We start from the raw sequence: 15835 nt of genomic DNA, 5'->3' as shown, positions 1-15835 counted from the left end.
CAAGATGGCACACAAGAAGGGCGCATCGTCCACTCGGAACGGGCGCGATTCCAATGCTCAGCGGCTCGGCGTGAAGCGCTTCGGCGGTCAGACCGTCAACGCCGGTGAGATCCTGGTCCGCCAGCGTGGCACCCACTTCCACCCCGGCTCGAGCGTCGGCCGTGGCAAGGACGACACGCTGTTCGCGCTGGCCGCCGGTGCGGTCGAGTTCGGCACGCACCGTGGCCGCAAGGTCGTGAACATCGTTCCGGTCGCCTGAATCAGGCTTCCGTAGAACAGGTTCTTCGCGAGGGCGGACCTCACTTCCCTGTCGGGAAGCGGGTCCGCCCTTCGCGTGTTACACCTAGGGGCATTTCGCCCCTTAACTTTCGTCGTTTCTGGAGGCACATCCCATGACCACCTTCGTGGACCGCGTCGAGCTGCATGTCGCCGCGGGTAGCGGGGGCCACGGCTGTGCCTCCGTCCACCGTGAGAAGTTCAAGCCGCTCGGCGGCCCGGACGGCGGCAACGGCGGCCGTGGCGGTGACGTGATCCTGGTCGTCGACCAGTCGGTCACGACGCTGCTCGACTACCACCACTCCCCGCACCGCAAGGCCACCAACGGCGCTCCCGGTGCCGGTGACAACCGCTCCGGCAAGGACGGCCAGGACCTGGTCCTGCCCGTGCCGGACGGCACCGTCATCCTCGACAAGGACGGCAACGTCCTCGCCGACCTGGTCGGCGAGGGCACGACGTACGTCGCCTCGCAGGGCGGCCGCGGCGGCCTCGGCAACGCGGCGCTCGCCTCGGCCCGCCGCAAGGCCCCCGGCTTCGCGCTGCTCGGTGAGCCGGGGGACGCGGGCGATGTCGTCCTGGAGCTGAAGACCGTCGCCGACGTCGCCCTCGTGGGCTACCCGAGCGCCGGCAAGTCCTCGCTGATCTCGGTGCTGAGCGCCGCCAAGCCGAAGATCGCGGACTACCCCTTCACGACGCTGGTCCCCAACCTCGGTGTGGTGACGGCCGGTTCGACTGTCTACACCATCGCCGACGTACCGGGCCTGATCCCCGGCGCCAGCCAGGGCAAGGGCCTCGGCCTGGAGTTCCTGCGGCACGTCGAGCGGTGCAGCGTCCTGGTGCACGTCCTGGACACGGCGACCCTCGAGTCCGACCGTGACCCCGTCTCCGACCTCGACATCATCGAGGCCGAGCTGCGTGAGTACGGCGCCGGCCTGGAGAACCGTCCGCGCGTCGTCGTCCTCAACAAGATCGACGTACCGGACGGCCAGGACCTGGCCGACCTGGTCCGCCCCGACCTGGAGGCCCGCGGCTACCGCGTCTTCGAGGTGTCGGCCGTGGCGCACAAGGGGCTCAAGGAGCTCTCCTTCGCGCTCGCCGAGGTCGTGGGCGCGGCGCGTGCCGCGAAGCCGAAGGAGGAGGCGACCCGTATCGTCATCCGGCCCAAGGCCGTGGACGACGCGGGCTTCACCGTCAAGCTCGGCGACGACGGCATCTACCGCGTGCGCGGCGAGAAGCCGGAGCGCTGGGTGCGCCAGACCGACTTCAACAACGACGAGGCCGTCGGCTACCTCGCCGACCGCCTGAACCGCCTCGGCGTCGAGGAAGAGCTCATGAAGGCGGGCGCCCGCACGGGCGACGGCGTCGCCATCGGCCCCGAGGACAACGCGGTCGTCTTCGACTGGGAGCCCACGGTCATGGCCGGCGCGGAGATGCTCGGCCGGCGTGGCGAGGACCACCGTCTCGAGGCGCCCCGCCCCGCGGCTCAGCGCCGCAGGGACCGGGACGCGGAGCGTGACGAGGCGGAGAAGGCGTACGACGACTTCGAACCGTTCTAGGCCCGTAAGGGGCGCGGGGAACTGCGCGACAAGCCACGAAGCACCCGCAGTCATGCATGAAGAGAAGGGCCCCGGAGCCGAAGCTCCGGGGCCCTTCTCCGCGCCGGGGGCGCCTTACTGGGCTACGCCGTGACGGAGTCCTCCGCGCCGTTCGGGTTCGGTTCCGTCGGGTCGGACTCCATCTCCTCCGCCGCGTCCTCTGCCGCCCGCTGGCCGGGGATCTCCGCGTCGATGCGGGTGGCCATGCGGACACGGCGCTCGTCGGCCTTGGCCGAGAGGGCGAGGACCGCCTCGTTGAAGCGGACCAGGGAGGGCGGGTCCGAGGGGCCCAGGAGGTGCTCCTTGAGGGCCGCGCGGGCCTCGGCGTGGGTGTCCTTCTCCGGGGAGCGGACGGCCTCCAGGAGGGCCGGGACGCCCTCGGCGGTCGGCGAGAGGATCGCCGCCGCGCTCACCGTCGGGAAGCCCGTGCGGAAGTCCGCCTCGGACATGCCTGACGTGTTGGCGACCGCGTACGGCTTCTCGCTCGACAGCCAGTCGGAGACGACCGAGGAGACGTCGCTGATCAGCAGGTCGGCCTGGTTGAAGCAGGAGAAGATCGCGGGGCGCGCGGTGGTGATGATCTGGTGCTCCCACTCGGGGAACGAGGCCCAGTACGCCGCCTCCCACGCGGCCGTCGCCTCGGCGACCGCCGTCTGCTGGTCGCCGTCGGGCGTGCCCTGGAGCATCATCCGCTCCATCTCGTCCACGCTCTTGCGGAACGCGGTTGAGGTCAGCCGGTCCAACTCGGCGGTGCGGCGCGCCAGTTCGGCGGTCGCCTCCGGGCCGGGACGCTCGCCCGAACGCTTGGCGGCGGCCTCGCGGATCATCGCCTTGATGCGCAGGTCGGCGGCGCCGGCGCGGGGGTCCTGCGAGCCGGTCATCGGGTGCGGCTTGTAGATGAGCCGGACGCCGGGGTCGGCGAGGAGGTGCCGGACGATGTTCTCGCCCGCGAGGGTCACCGACGTGTTGCCGGGGTTGCCGTCCCAGCCCTCCCAGGTGGGGGCGTAAAGGACGGTCGTGAACGGGCCCGTGGGGGTGCCCGTCGACGGCAGGATCGGGGACAGCTGGGGGCGGCCGACCTCGACCACGTCCTTGTCCTCGACGCCGACGTCGGCGGCCTGGTAGCGGTCGCGCGCGGCGGGGCCCGCCACCCACACCTCGTCGTACGCCTTCGCGTACGGGTTGCAGGAGGACAGCTTGTCGCTCTCGCCGTGGTTGATGAAGGCGTGCTTGATCGTGGGGATGCGAAGCACCTGCGAGGTCTTCGCGGCGTTCGCCGGGTGCAGCATCATCTTCAGCGTCGAGGTCTCCAGGGAGAACATCGTCGCGACCTTCGGGAAGCAGATGATCGGGACGTCCGTCGCGTCGATCTTCTGCACCATGAAGCGCTCACGCAGCACGATCAGCGGATTGCCGTCGAGCTTGGAGAGCGTGGAGAGCCACATGTTCGCCTGGTACGCGGACGTGGAGCCGCCCGAGAAGTACATGGCGACGGACGGCTGGTAGTCGGCCAGCCAGTTGTCCAGCCACTCCATGACCTTCTCGTCGTTCTTCGCGCGCTTCTTGGGGAGCAGCCACGTGGCGAGGTAGATCGCGCCGATGCCCATCAGGGCGATGGAGATCCCGAGGCCGATGCCGCCCCAGTACGCCTCGGTGGTGGCGGCGGTGACCAGGAGGCCCGCCGTGCCGGGGACCGAGAACGTCAGCAGGCGGTGGGCCTGGCGGCGCGAGAGGATCCGCGGCGGGGCGGCGGTCAGGTGCAGCGCGGAGGCGTCGATGTTGCGCGTGACGATCGGCAGCTGGCGGCTGCGGCGCACCAGTATGGCGGTGGCCTGGCAGCCGAAGTGCAGGAAGTAGAAGGCGAGCAGCGAGATCGTCAGCGGCGACTGCTCGGCCAGCGGCTCGATGCCGTCGATGCGCAGCAGGCCGACCAGGATCAGCATGTCGCGCAGGAGCTGCCTGACGGTGACATCGAACCGGATCTTGCCAAGGAGGGAGAGGAGCCCCGGCTGCTTGTACTGCAGATACACGTCGAGCGCGAGGTTCGCCGCGGACGCGGCGACGAACACCGGTACATACGGGACCAGCGCGCTGACGAGCTGGGCCGTGAAGAGCGCGAACATCGCGAACAGCGCGGTGAGCTGCACGATGCGGCGGGGGGCGAGTCCGGCAGAGGGCACGGGCTTGGGCTCCTGGCGGGGGATCGGGGGGGGGATCGGACGGGGGGAAGTCAAGGAAAGCGACCACTGACCGTATGACGTGCGGTGGCCCTGTAGCAATCTTCCGTGACGACAATCACCGGATAAAGGGGCAAAGGTACTGAACCCCGGGGCGCGGTTTCGCCTCGGGGGAGTGTTCGGTCCGCCCCTCGAAATGGATGGGCGTTCCGCGCGCTCACTCGCGTAGATTCCTTGTCCGGCAGGGAATGGGATCTTCGGGATCATTGGGGAAGTACGATGGCTGGGGCAAGGCAGGGCATCGCAGAGGCCCACAGGGTTGTCGTCAAGGTCGGGTCCTCGTCCCTGACCACCGCGGCGGGGGGTCTGGACGCCGATCGTGTTGACGCCCTCGTCGACGTGCTCGCCAAGAGCCGCAGCGGTGGCGAGCGCGAGATCGTGCTCGTCTCCTCCGGCTCCATCGCCGCGGGGCTCTCGCCGCTGGGGCTGCGCAGGCGCCCCAAGGACCTGGCGAGGCAGCAGGCGGCCGCCAGCGTCGGCCAGGGCCTTCTCATGGCCCGCTACACCGCTTCCTTCGCGCGTTACGGCGTACGCGTCGGGCAGGTGCTCCTCACCTCCGACGACATGGCCCGCCGCGCGCACCACCGCAACGCGTCCCGCACCTTCGACCAGCTCCTGGCGATGGGCGCGCTGCCGGTCGTGAACGAGAACGACACCGTGGCGACGGACGAGATCCGCTTCGGCGACAACGACCGGCTCGCCGCCCTCGTCGCGCACCTCGTCCACGCCGACCTCCTCGTCCTGCTCTCCGACGTGGACGGCCTCTACGACGGCGACCCGGCCAGGCCGGGCACCTCCCGGATCTCCGAGGTCACGGGCCCCGCCGACATAGCGCACGTCCAGATCGGCAGCGCGGGCAAGGCGGGCGTCGGCACCGGCGGCATGGTCACCAAGGTCGAGGCGGCGCGGATCGCGGCGGGCGCCGGTATCCCGGTGGTCCTGACCTCCGCGAGCCAGGCCGCCGACGCCCTCGCGGGCCGCGACACCGGCACGTACTTCCACCGCACGGGCCGCCGCTCCGGCGACCGGCTCCTCTGGCTTCAGCACGCCTCCGAGCCGCAGGGCGCGCTGACACTCGACGACGGGGCGGTGCGCGCGGTCGTCGAGGGGCGCAAATCGCTGCTGCCCGCCGGGATCGCCGGGGTCGAGGGCGACTTCGCCGCGGGCGACCCCGTCGAGCTGCGGGACACCGCGGGGCGGGCCGTGGCGCGGGGTCTGGTGAACTTCGACGCCAAGGAGCTTCCGCAGCTCCTCGGCCGTTCCACCAGGGATCTCGCGCGCGAGCTCGGACCGGCGTACGAGCGGGAGGTCGTCCACCGCGACGACCTCGCCCTGCTGCACGACTGAGCTCCTCGCGGGCTTCGGCCGCGGCCGAAAACAAGCGCGAACGCCGTGCGCCGCCCGGCCCGTGCGAGGTGAAACTCCCCAAAACCGCCCCGCGGGGGCGCTTGGCCTGCTCAACTTTGTTCCAGACACTTCCGCACGACCATTGCGTATCCGCACCACCATTGCGTAGAGGAGGCCGTCGTGAGACGAGTGCGCCCGGGAGCGTCGTCCCGCGCGCCGGCTGAGCGGTCCCTGACCAGCGTCGCCGCGGGGGCGACGTACACCGGTGACACGCAAGCGGCGGGCGATACGGACGAGAGCCAGGAGGGCGAGACGGTGGACGCGCCCCGTCTGTGGCACGTCACCCTGAGCGTCTCGGGGAGCGAAGCCCCGCTGAAGGAGGTCCGGCGCGGCCTCGAACAGCTCGCCCACGACCACCCTTTCCTGCTGACCAGCAGGTACGCGCCCGACCACGCGGAGATCCGGTACTGGGAAGAGGCCCGCGACCTGCACGACGCCGCCGCGGTCGCGCTGCGGCTCTGGGGGGAGCACCGGCAGAGCGCGCAGCTCCCGCCGTGGGAGATCGTCGGTCTCGAGGTCATCGACCGCGACACGTACCACCAGCGCATCGCCGAGGGGTACGGCCCGCTGCCGGCGACCCCCGTGGGCGTGCACCCTTTTTGAGCCGACGTGAGCACCGTGGTCTCGGCTGCTGAAACAGTGGGTGGACCGTGGCCGCTCCCCATTACGCTGCGGTCATGACGTCCCTCACGCCGGTCTCTCCGTACGACAACCTCTCGCCGGTCGCCCAGGCCGCCTACCGCGCCCGTGGCGCGGCCGCGACGCTCGCGCCGCTGCCGCGTGCCGCGAAGGACGACGCGCTCCTGGCGATCGCCGACGCCCTCGAGGTCCGTACGGCCGAGATCATCGAGGCCAACGGCAAGGACACCGCCCGCGCCCGCGAGGCCGGGACCAGCGAGACCGTCGTGGACCGTCTGACGCTCACCCCGGAGCGGGTCCGCGCCATCGCCGCCGACGTGCGCGACGTGGCCGCCCTGCCCGACCCCGTCGGCGAGGTCGTCCGCGGCTCGACCCTGCCGAACGGCATCGACCTGCGCCAGGTCCGCGTCCCGCTCGGCGTCGTCGGGATCATCTACGAGGCCCGCCCGAACGTCACCGTGGACGCCGCCGCCCTCTGCCTGAAGTCCGGCAACGCCGTGCTCCTGCGGGGTTCGTCATCGGCGTACGAATCGAACACCGCGCTCGTGCGCGTACTGCGCGACGCCGTCCACGGAGCGGGCCTGCCCGCCGACGCCGTCCAGCTCGTGCCGGGCGAGAACCGTGACTCCGTGCGCGAGCTGATGCGCGCCCGCGGCCTCGTCGACGTCCTCATCCCGCGCGGCGGAGCCTCGCTGATCAAGACCGTCGTCGAGGAGTCCACCGTCCCGGTCATCGAGACCGGCACCGGCAACTGCCACGTCTACGTGGACGCCGAGGCCGACATCGACATGGCCGTCGACATCCTCGTCAACTCCAAGGCCCAGCGCCCCAGCGTCTGCAACGCCGCCGAGACGCTCCTGGTGCACGCGGACATCGCCGACGCCTTCCTGCCGCGCGCCCTGGACGCTCTGGCCGAGGCCGGGGTCACCGTGCACGCCGACGAGCGGGTCGTCGCGTACGCCGACGGCTCGAAGGCCACCGTCGTGCCCGCGACCACGGAGGACTGGGAGACCGAGTACCTCTCGTACGACATCGCGGCGGGCGTCGTCGACTCCCTGGAGCAGGCCGTCGAGCACATCCGCCTGTGGACCTCCGGGCACACCGAGGCGATCGTCACCACCTCGCAGCAGGCCGCGCGCCGCTTCACCCAGCTGGTGGACTCCACGACGGTCGCCGTGAACGCCTCCACGCGATTCACGGACGGCGGCCAGTTCGGCTTCGGCGCCGAGATCGGCATCTCCACGCAGAAGCTGCACGCCCGGGGCCCGATGGGGCTTCCCGAGCTGACCTCGACGAAGTACATCGTCACCGGCGACGGCCACACCCGCTGAATTCCCGCACGGGCCGAATTCCCGTACCGTCTGCCCAGATTGCCCCTTCCGGTCTACGCTGGAAGGGTGCCGGAGGACGTGGGGGGCACGCCGTCGTTTCCTGACGGCGGGGAGCCCGACGACGACCGCGACCGCGGGGGTGCGGACGAAGAGTTCGCCTCCGTGGTCTTCGACGAGGCCTTCGTCAAGGCCGCCGAGATCCATGAACCCACCGCGGTGGAGCGGCTGTTGGCCGCCGCCCAGGCGCGCGCGGAGGCTTCCGAGGCCGAGAGCCGCCGGGCCCGCACCCGGGGTTCGGGCCGCGACTCACCGGAGGACGACCTCTACGACGAGGGATTCGGCCCTGACGACGCCGGCGAGTTCGGCCACGACGCGGACCTCGACGACGTGTACGACCGTGAGTTCACCGAGTACGGGTACGGCAGGCAGGGCTACGCGGGCCGCAACCGCTGGCACCGCCCCGTCGCCTGGATGCTCGCCCTCCTGATGGGCATCGGCATGGTCGCGCTCGCCTTCACCGCGGTCTACCGAGGCGCGTCGACAGGCCGCCAGGACCCGGCTCCGCCCCCGATGTCCACGGAGCCGTCGGCCTCCGCGGAGTACGGCAGGCCACCGGTGTCCGCAACGCCCCGCGTCCCGTGAGAAGTTGTCAGAACTTGTCGTGCACCAGGGCGTTTACCTGACCGTGCTGAGACCTACCCTGAAGGTATGGGCGGGCCAGGAGAACCACCCGAGGGGACATCCGAGGGCGCTCCCGCCGGTGGTGAGGACGAGTACCGATCCGTCGTCTTCGACGAGTCGTTCGTCCGCGCCGCGCGGCTCCAGGAGTACTCCGCGCAGGAGCGCATGAGTGACCACACGCACGCGGTGCGCCGCACTCCCGCGCACCACAAACACCTCTCCAAGCAGGCCGTGATCCTCGTCCTGCTGATCGCCGTCGCCTTCGGCACCGCGATCTACATGGGCGTGCGCCACCCGTACCAAAACCCTGTCGCCCAGCGCCCCGAGCCGCTGCGGATGACGGTCATCCCGCTCGCCCCGCCGGGGCCCGTGCCCGGCGCCGGAAAGCCCGCCGACCTGTTCGCGCACAGCCCGGCCGCGCAGTTCCGGGTGGGCGCGTCAGGCATCAACCTCCCCGCGGCGCACCGGACCCCGCACTTCTCGGACGGTCAGGTGATGACCGCGCTGACCACCGCCAAGGACTATCTCGTCGAGTCCTCGCTCGACCCGGACGTCCTCACCGGCGGCGCCGTGCGCTCCGCCCGCATCCTGCTCGACCCGCGGCAGCTCGACCAGTTCGACGAGAGCTTCGCGCACCCGGCCGCGGACGGGCGGCACGCGCCCACCGGCTGGCTCGTGCGCTTCGACCCGACGAAGACGTCCCTCGCCTCGCCCGGCATCCGCGTCCACGGCACGCTGCACGCCACCGAGACGGACAAGAACACCCTCGAGGTGACCTCGGACCACACCTTCGTCTACGCGCTGCGGCCGGCCGGCAAGAGCGAGCACGCCAAGGCCTCGCTCTTCACCGTCCGGCGTGAGCTGCAGTTCCGCTTCGACCGGGACGACCTGCGGATGCGCCAGGCCGAGCTGCTGGTGTCGTACATGCAGGCGGGCCCGCTCGCCTGCTCCGCCGACGCCGCCCGTCATCTGCGGCCGCTGCTCGCCGGGCAGAAGGCGAAGGCGGGCGGCCCCGCGGGCACCGACCCGTACGCGACGGGTGATGCCACGGCGCTGTGCGGATCGCTCTCGGCGACCGCCCAGCCCTCGCTCTGAGGGCTACTTCTCGCCGGAGGGCGGGGGGTCGTTCCGGTCGCCGCCCTGCCCGGTGAACCTCCCGCGCAGCTTGCCGCCCAGGTCGCCCGCGCCGCCCGCGATGTCGTTGACCAGCTTCATCAGCGGGTCCTTGCTGTTGCGTACGTCGTCGGCGTAGCTGGAGGCCGACTGGCGGAAGGAGTCGGACACCGAGGTGTCCCCGTCCTCGTCACGGCGGGGGTAGTGGCCGTCCATGATCCGCTGGAAGTCGCGGGACTCGGCCCACTTCTTCAGCTCGGCGGCGCGCACGGTGGTGAAGGGGTGCGTACGCGGGAGTACGTTCAGGATCTTCAGGACCGAGTCGCGCAGGTCGCCCCCGGCCTCGTACTCCTTGGCCTGCTCCAGGAACGCGTCCACGTTCATCTCGTGCAGGTGGTTGCCGCCCGCGATCTTCATCAGGCCGCGCATCGACGCCTTGAGGTCCTGGCCCACCAGGAGGCCCGCGCGGTCCGCCGACAGCTCCGACTTGCGGAACCACTCACGCAGGGCGGTCACGATGGCCATGATCGCCATGTTGCCGAGCGGGATCCAGGCGACCTTGAGCGCGAGGTTGGTCAGGAAGAGCAGAATCGTGCGGTACACCGAGTGGCCGGAGAGCGCGTGGCCCACCTCGTGGCCGACGACCGCGCGCATCTCCTCCTCGTCGAGGAGCTCGACGAGGCCCGTGGTCACCACGATGATCGGCTCGTCGAGGCCGATGCACATCGCGTTCGGGTTCGGGTCCATGTTCACGTACATCGGCGGGACCTTCTCCAGGTCCAGGATGTAACAGGCGTCCCGCAGCATGGTGTTGAGGTGCGCGAACTGTGCGTCGGAGACCCGTACGGAGTCCGAGAGGAACAGGAGTCGAAGGCTCCGCTCCGGGAGCAGCCCGCTCAGCGCCTTGAAGACGGTGTCGAAGCCGCTGAGCTTGCGCAGGGCCACCAGGGCCGAACGGTCGGCCGGGTGTTCGTACGCCCGTGACGAGATGCCGGGGAAACGCCTGCGCTGCCTGCTCGGCACGTGTTCGTGGCCACCGCCCTGCAGGCCGTGGTCGTTGTCGTCGGTCATGCCCCATCCCCCATGCTCGTCCAGTCATGCCCCCGAGGTGGGACCCAGCCTAGGCGGAGATACCGTGACAGGGCAGCACAGCGAATGGAGTCGCCCGTCATGGCCGTCATGGAGCACAGCGCCGCAGCCCACCACTGGGTCACGGAGGCGGCCGCGCTGGCCGCGAAGGAGCAGGGGGCGGGCAATCTGCTCCGCGTCGTGCTGATCGTCATGGTCGTCGGCTGTGTGCTCGTGGCGTGGTTCCTGCTGCGCGGCTACCGCCAGGGGGCCGACGCGGAGCGCCGTGACACGGACGCGGGCGCGAATGCCGGACGTCCGGGCGAGGGTGACGAGGACGACCGCGCGGACCACAACGGCTGAGTCGGCGTGAGCTCTGCCGGTGCCCCCGCATACGATGGCCCGGAAGTCCTTGTTCCCGCCCACCTCCGGATAGGTCCTGCCGACGATGAGCCTCCACAGCACCGCCTCCCAGCTGGTCACTCTCGCCTCCGAGGGCAAGCACGTCGACGAGCACGCAAGCCTCAGCCCCTACCTCACCGGCGGTGGCGCGTTCGTCGTGCTCATGCTGCTCCTGTGGATCACCACGCGCTTCAACCGGGACCGCTGAGCGGTCCACCGGACGGACACTGAAACAGAGCCCGTCCACCGGGCCGGTAGGGTCTGCACGCATGGGAGAGCAGGACATGCCTACCGGTCCCGGTACCGGCCCGGCCAGCAAGGGCAAGCGCCGCCTGGGCGTCATGGGCGGAACGTTTGACCCGATCCACCACGGACACCTGGTGGCGGCCCAGGAGGTCGCCGCGCAGTTCCACCTCGACGAGGTGGTGTTCGTGCCGACCGGGCAGCCGTGGCAGAAGAGCGACAAGGCGGTGTCCCCGGCCGAGGACCGTTATCTGATGACGGTCATCGCGACGGCCGAGAACCCGCGGTTCTCGGTGAGCCGGATCGACATCGACCGCGGCGGACCGACCTACACGACGGACACGCTGCGCGATCTGCGCACGCTCAATCCCGACACGGACCTCTTCTTCATCACGGGCGCCGACGCCCTCGGCCAGATCCTCACCTGGCGCTACACCGAAGAGCTCTTCTCCCTGGCGCACTTCATCGGCGTCACCCGGCCGGGCCATACGCTGGCCGACCCCGGACTTCCCGAAGGCGGCGTCTCCCTCGTGGAGGTCCCGGCCCTCGCCATCTCGTCCACGGACTGCCGTGCGCGGGTCGCCAAGGGTGACCCCGTCTGGTATCTGGTGCCGGACGGCGTGGTGCGTTATATCGACAAGCGCGAGCTGTACCGCGGCGATTGAGCCGAGAGGGGCACCGGTGAACGACCGACAGTACGACCCGTATGCGGGCGGCGACCCGTACGCGGGCGAGTACGCGGCTGATCAGTACCAGATCGTCGGGTACGACGAGTACGGGCAGCCGGTGTATCAGCAGGTCCCGCAGCAGGCTCAGCAGGCACAGCCGTCGGCCTCGTACGACCAGTACGGGTCGCAGGCCCAGGCACAGCAGCAGTACCAGCAGCAGCCGCAGGGCTACGGCTACGACCCGTACGCGACGGGGCAGCAGGCGCCTGTCCCGCCGTACGACCCCGGTTCGTACGGCACTTACGACCAGCCCCAGCAGGCGGCGCAGCCGCAGCCCCAGGCCGCTCAGCAGACGCAGGCCGGCTGGATCCCGCAGCAGTCGCGGCAACCGGAGCCGGTGCAGGAGCAGGAGCCGGAGCCGGAGTACGAAGCCGAGCCGCGGCGGGAGCCCCAGCGCCGCGATCCCGCGTACGAGACCCAGCAGTTCTCCTTCATCGAGGAGCCGGACGAAGAGTCCGAGGACGTCATCGACTGGCTGAAGTTCACCGAGAGCCGCACCGAGCGGCGCGAGGAGGCCAAGCGGCGCGGGCGTTCCCGGGTCGTCGCCCTCGTCGTGGCGCTCGCGCTCGTCATCGCGGGCGGCGTCGGCTACCTCTGGTACGCGGGCAAGCTGCCCGGCCTGTCGGACGACGCGGCCGGCGGCGGCGACGCGGCGGCCGGACCGCAGAACCGCGACGTCATCGTCGTCCACCTGCACAACACCAAGGGGGGCGGCACCTCCACGGCGCTCCTGGTGAACAACACCACCACCAAGCGCGGCACCACCGTCCTGCTGCCCAACGCCCTCTCCGTGACGAACGACGAGGGCGCGGGGACGACGCTCGGCAAGTCGGTCGACGACGACGGCTCCACCGGCACCCGCGAGTCGATCGACAGCCTGCTCGGCACCCAGGTCGAGGGCACCTGGCGCCTTGACACCCCCTACCTGAACAACCTCGTCGAGCTGGTCGGCAACATCGACATCGACACGGACGCGAATGTGCCGGACCCCAAGGCCAAGAAGGGCCAGGCGCCCCTCGTGACGAAGGGGGAGCAGCAGACCCTGAGCGGCCCGATGGCCGTCGCGTACGCCACCTACCGCGCGTCCGGCGAGTCCGAGACCGCGCAGCTCGACCGGTTCGGGCAGGTCATGCAGGGTGTCCTGCGGAAGCTGTCGTCCGACCCGCAGGCCGCGACGACCACCGTCCAGTCGCTGGCCCAGATCCTGGACCCGTCCCTCGAGGAGAAGGACCTCGGCGCCTTCCTCGCCAAGCTCGCCGACCGTGCGAAGGGCGGCGACTACTCCACCCGGACGCTCCCGGTGCAACAGGACGGGACGCTCTCGGAGAAGGCCGGCGCGAGCGTGGTCAAGGACGTCCTGGGCGGCGCGGTCAAGAACCCGGACAAGGACGCGGCCGTACGGGTCGGCGTCAAGAACGCGACCGGCAGCAAGGGCGCCGGGCAGGACGCGCGGATCTCGCTGGTCAACGGCGGCTACACCTTCGTGGACAGCGGCGCGGGCTCCACGGCCCAGGCGGCATCGCAGGTCACCTACGCCGACGCGGACAAGAAGGCGCAGGCCACCGAGGTCGCCAAGACCCTCGGCCTGCCGGACGGCGCGGTCCGCAAGGGCAAGACCGCACCGAACGCGGATGTGTCGGTCGTCCTCGGTCAGGACTACGACGCGGGATGACGGCAGCGGCCCCGGCCGGGGGTTCTCCCGGCCGGGGTGACGCAGCAGACAGGGCCTTCGCGTAATCGGCGGGAGGTCTCTCGGCGGTCCGTGAGACCCTTGGGGTGTCTTGACCACCTGAAGGAAAGCTCACTGTGACCGCCACGGACCGCTCCATCGAGCTCATCAAGGTCGCCGCTCAGTCGGCCGCCGACAAGCTCGCGCACGACATCATCGCGTACGACGTCAGCGACGTGCTGTCGATCACGGACGCCTTCCTGCTCGCCTCCGCGCCCAACGACCGCCAGGTCAAGTCGATCGTCGACGAGATCGAGGAGCGGCTCAGCAAGGAGCTCGGCGTCAAGCCGGTGCGCCGCGAGGGCGACCGCGAAGCCCGCTGGGTCCTCCTGGACTACGTCGACATCGTGGTGCACGTCCAGCACAGCGAGGAGCGTGTCTTCTACGCGCTCGAGCGCCTGTGGAAGGACTGCCCCGAGATCGACCTCCCCGCGGACGCCGTCGCGACCCGCGGCAAGGCCGCCGAGCACGCCGAGCAGCGCGCCGCGGAGGAGGCAGCCGACCTGGACGGTGAGCTTCGGTGACCAGCCGCGGCTGCCGGATCATCCTGTGGCGGCACGGCCAGACGTCCTGGAACCTGGAGCGCCGCTTCCAGGGCTCCACGGACATCGAGCTGACCGACACCGGAGTCGCCCAGGCCAGGCGCGCCGCCCGGCTGCTCGCCTCGCTGAAGCCGAACGCCATCGTGGCGTCCGACCTGAAGCGGGCGGCGGCCACGGCGAACGAGCTCGCGGACCTCACCGGGCTCCCCGTCACGCACGAGCAGGGTCTCCAGGAGACGTACGCCGGTGAGTGGCAGGGCCTGACGCACGACGAGATCATCGCGCGCTTCGGCGACCAGTACGCCGCGTGGAAGCGCGGCGAGTCGGTGCGCCGCGGCGGCGGCGAGCTGGAGACCGAGGTCGCCGACCGTGCCGCGCCGATCGTGCTGCGCCATGCCGAGAAGCTGCCGGAGAACGGCACGCTCGTGGTGGTCAGCCACGGCGGCACGATCCGCACCACCATCGGCCGCCTCCTCGGCCTGGAATCCCACCACTGGGAGGGCCTCGGCGGGCTCTCCAACTGCTGCTGGTCCGTGCTCGGCCAGGGCGCGCGGGGCTGGCGCCTTCTTGAGCACAACGCCGGCACGCTGCCGGAGCCGGTGCTCGGCGACGACGACTAGCCCTGGCGGGTGGGTGGCGAGAGCCGCTGGTCGGAGGGCCTGAGAGGGTCCCCCGGAGGCTCCGTCACCCGGATTTCACAATCCGGCTGGTCGCAGGCTAAAGTTCTTCTTGTTCGCCCGCCGAGCGGGACAGAACACACGGGGCTATAGCTCAGTTGGTAGAGCGCCTGCATGGCATGCAGGAGGTCAGGAGTTCAATTCTCCTTAGCTCCACAATTCGGATCCCGTCCTCATCAGAGGGCGGGATCCTTCCGTTTCCGGAGAACCTTCCGCTTCCGGTGGCCTGAGCTCGCGGAGCTCGGCCGCCCGACGGCGGCTCTCCTCGTCGTCCGGGGTGTACGCGACGATCCGGCACTCCGGCATGCCGTTGATGGACAGCGAGACCGACGTCATCCGCAGCTCCCCGACCGCCTCGTGCCGGAACGTCTTCACCCGGGGCCCCGGCGGCGCCACGTCGCCCCTCTCCCACAGCTCGGCGAACAGCGCGCTCGCGGCGGACAGCCGGGCTATGAAGTCCTCCCAGGCGGGCTCGCCCACATGCCGTCCGTACGAATTGCGCAGCGTCGCCACCATCACCGGCAGCTCCTCGTCGCGGAAGACCAGCGGGCAGACCGGATCGGGGGCGATGAACAGCGTCCACAGCACGTTCGGTGCGCCCAAGGCCGCCAGCTGCGGGACGAAGAAGAGATCGCGGTAGGCGGGGTTGGTGGCGAGGATGTCGTACCGCGCGTTGTAGACCACCGCCGGGTGGGGGTCGAGCGCGTCGATGATGCCCTGGATCTCCGGGCCGACGGCCGCGGGAGATGTGGTCCTGCGGACCGGCTCGTACGGCACCTCCGCCAGGTGGTACAGGTGCTCGCGCTCCGCCTTGTCGAGGCGGAGCGTGCGCGCCACGGCGTCCAGGACCTGCGCCGACGCGTTGATCGGGCGGCCCTGCTCCAGCCACGTGTACCAGGTGACGCCGACTCCGGAGAGCTGGGCGACCTCCTCGCGGCGCAGCCCTGGCGTACGGCGGCGCAGGCCCGGCGGCATGCCCACGTCGGCCGGTGTCACCCTGGCCCTGCGGCCCCGCAGGAAGGCGGCGAGCTCCGGCCTCCGTCGCTGAGTCGTCCCCATCGTCGTCACATCCCCCATGGTCGGTCCTCGCCCCGGGCCTTGCCAGGTGCTGCCAGTACCAGCATCGGCGGGCTCTCGTTACCCGTACCAACTCGCCGCCACGCTCGG

General features: G+C 70.7%; 16 protein-coding genes and 1 tRNA gene. 14 read left to right on the top strand and 3 right to left on the bottom strand.

Annotated elements, in window-relative coordinates; genetic code table 11:
- Positions 1-4: 4 nt before the first annotated feature.
- Together rpmA and obgE are read left to right on the top strand one after the other, a co-directional pair.
- Positions 5-259, top strand: a complete 255-nt coding sequence (rpmA, locus tag ACWD02_RS02475; RefSeq protein WP_160505003.1) for a 50S ribosomal protein L27 — start codon at positions 5-7, stop codon at positions 257-259.
- Between the two features lie 133 nt (positions 260-392).
- Positions 393-1832: a GTPase ObgE gene (gene obgE / locus ACWD02_RS02470; RefSeq protein WP_451203620.1), complete on the top strand. Its 1440-nt coding sequence runs from the start codon at positions 393-395 to the stop codon at positions 1830-1832.
- A gap of 122 nt (positions 1833-1954) precedes the next feature.
- Here obgE and ACWD02_RS02465 read toward each other — a convergent pair whose 3' ends face one another.
- Positions 1955-4051, bottom strand: a complete 2097-nt coding sequence (locus ACWD02_RS02465; protein WP_451203618.1) for a hypothetical protein — start codon at positions 4049-4051, stop codon at positions 1955-1957.
- A 276-nt stretch (positions 4052-4327) separates the two neighbouring features.
- Between ACWD02_RS02465 and proB the strand changes: the two genes are divergently transcribed.
- The 5 genes from proB (at position 4328) to ACWD02_RS02440 (ending at position 9261) form a co-directional block, all read left to right on the top strand.
- Positions 4328-5455: a glutamate 5-kinase gene (gene proB / locus ACWD02_RS02460; RefSeq protein WP_451203616.1), complete on the top strand. Its 1128-nt coding sequence runs from the start codon at positions 4328-4330 to the stop codon at positions 5453-5455.
- A gap of 180 nt (positions 5456-5635) precedes the next feature.
- Positions 5636-6118, top strand: a complete 483-nt coding sequence (locus ACWD02_RS02455; RefSeq protein WP_451203614.1) for a hypothetical protein — start codon at positions 5636-5638, stop codon at positions 6116-6118.
- A gap of 74 nt (positions 6119-6192) precedes the next feature.
- Positions 6193-7485, top strand: coding sequence for a glutamate-5-semialdehyde dehydrogenase (locus ACWD02_RS02450; protein ID WP_451203612.1), 1293 nt, complete (start codon positions 6193-6195; stop codon positions 7483-7485).
- A 66-nt stretch (positions 7486-7551) separates the two neighbouring features.
- Positions 7552-8127, top strand: coding sequence for an SCO2584 family spore wall biosynthesis protein (locus tag ACWD02_RS02445; protein WP_451203610.1), 576 nt, complete (start codon positions 7552-7554; stop codon positions 8125-8127).
- 66 nt (positions 8128-8193) lie between these two features.
- Positions 8194-9261 carry an SCO2583 family membrane protein gene (locus tag ACWD02_RS02440; protein ID WP_451203608.1) on the top strand — a complete coding sequence of 356 codons (1068 nt, stop codon included), beginning with the start codon at positions 8194-8196 and terminating at the stop codon, positions 9259-9261.
- 3 nt (positions 9262-9264) lie between these two features.
- Here ACWD02_RS02440 and ACWD02_RS02435 read toward each other — a convergent pair whose 3' ends face one another.
- Positions 9265-10350: a M48 family metallopeptidase gene (locus tag ACWD02_RS02435; RefSeq protein ID WP_451203606.1), complete on the bottom strand. Its 1086-nt coding sequence runs from the start codon at positions 10348-10350 to the stop codon at positions 9265-9267.
- 99 nt (positions 10351-10449) lie between these two features.
- Here ACWD02_RS02435 and ACWD02_RS02430 point away from each other — a divergent pair, with 99 nt between their 5' ends.
- From ACWD02_RS02430 to ACWD02_RS02400, 7 genes are all read left to right on the top strand, one after another.
- Positions 10450-10710, top strand: a complete 261-nt coding sequence (locus tag ACWD02_RS02430; RefSeq protein WP_451204406.1) for a hypothetical protein — start codon at positions 10450-10452, stop codon at positions 10708-10710.
- An 85-nt stretch (positions 10711-10795) separates the two neighbouring features.
- Positions 10796-10957, top strand: coding sequence for a hypothetical protein (locus tag ACWD02_RS02425; RefSeq protein ID WP_365817031.1), 162 nt, complete (start codon positions 10796-10798; stop codon positions 10955-10957).
- Positions 10958-11018: 61 nt separating this feature from the next.
- Entirely contained in the window at positions 11019-11657 is a 639-nt protein-coding gene (gene nadD / locus ACWD02_RS02420; protein WP_351160496.1) for a nicotinate-nucleotide adenylyltransferase, read from the top strand.
- Positions 11658-11673: 16 nt separating this feature from the next.
- Positions 11674-13392: an LCP family protein gene (locus ACWD02_RS02415; RefSeq protein ID WP_451203604.1), complete on the top strand. Its 1719-nt coding sequence runs from the start codon at positions 11674-11676 to the stop codon at positions 13390-13392.
- Between the two features lie 134 nt (positions 13393-13526).
- Positions 13527-13973, top strand: a complete 447-nt coding sequence (gene rsfS / locus ACWD02_RS02410; protein WP_160504993.1) for a ribosome silencing factor — start codon at positions 13527-13529, stop codon at positions 13971-13973.
- The gene (locus tag ACWD02_RS02405) at positions 13970-14611 is read left to right on the top strand and encodes a histidine phosphatase family protein (RefSeq protein ID WP_451203601.1); all 642 of its coding nucleotides are present in this window, start codon (positions 13970-13972) and stop codon (positions 14609-14611) included. Before rsfS ends, ACWD02_RS02405 begins: the two co-directional genes overlap by 4 nt.
- Before the next feature lie 140 nt (positions 14612-14751).
- Positions 14752-14824, top strand: a tRNA-Ala gene (locus ACWD02_RS02400).
- On the opposite strand, the gene ACWD02_RS02395 is transcribed toward ACWD02_RS02400, so the two are convergent.
- Positions 14816-15745 carry a helix-turn-helix transcriptional regulator gene (locus ACWD02_RS02395; protein ID WP_451203599.1) on the bottom strand — a complete coding sequence of 310 codons (930 nt, stop codon included), beginning with the start codon at positions 15743-15745 and terminating at the stop codon, positions 14816-14818. The genes ACWD02_RS02400 and ACWD02_RS02395 overlap by 9 nt on opposite strands.
- Positions 15746-15835 lie beyond the last annotated feature (90 nt).

It is taken from the genome of Streptomyces sp. NPDC002853 (genome assembly GCF_053591915.1).
Note: the sequence above shows the minus strand (reverse complement) of the source record. Positions and strands in the feature narration are given on the sequence as shown.

Excerpts from the sequence above, each read along its gene's own strand:
- rpmA (WP_160505003.1), top strand. The coding sequence starts at position 5 with ATGGCACACAAGAAGGGCGCATCGTCCACTCGGAACGGGCGCGATTCC.
- ACWD02_RS02440 (WP_451203608.1), top strand. The coding sequence starts at position 8,194 with ATGGGCGGGCCAGGAGAACCACCCGAGGGGACATCCGAGGGCGCTCCC.
- ACWD02_RS02425 (WP_365817031.1), top strand. The coding sequence starts at position 10,796 with ATGAGCCTCCACAGCACCGCCTCCCAGCTGGTCACTCTCGCCTCCGAG.
- ACWD02_RS02450 (WP_451203612.1), top strand. The coding sequence starts at position 6,193 with ATGACGTCCCTCACGCCGGTCTCTCCGTACGACAACCTCTCGCCGGTC.
- nadD (WP_351160496.1), top strand. The coding sequence starts at position 11,019 with ATGGGAGAGCAGGACATGCCTACCGGTCCCGGTACCGGCCCGGCCAGC.
- proB (WP_451203616.1), top strand. The coding sequence starts at position 4,328 with ATGGCTGGGGCAAGGCAGGGCATCGCAGAGGCCCACAGGGTTGTCGTC.
- ACWD02_RS02430 (WP_451204406.1), top strand. The coding sequence starts at position 10,450 with ATGGCCGTCATGGAGCACAGCGCCGCAGCCCACCACTGGGTCACGGAG.
- ACWD02_RS02435 (WP_451203606.1), bottom strand. The coding sequence starts at position 10,350 with ATGACCGACGACAACGACCACGGCCTGCAGGGCGGTGGCCACGAACAC.
- obgE (WP_451203620.1), top strand. The coding sequence starts at position 393 with ATGACCACCTTCGTGGACCGCGTCGAGCTGCATGTCGCCGCGGGTAGC.
- ACWD02_RS02395 (WP_451203599.1), bottom strand. The coding sequence starts at position 15,745 with ATGGGGGATGTGACGACGATGGGGACGACTCAGCGACGGAGGCCGGAG.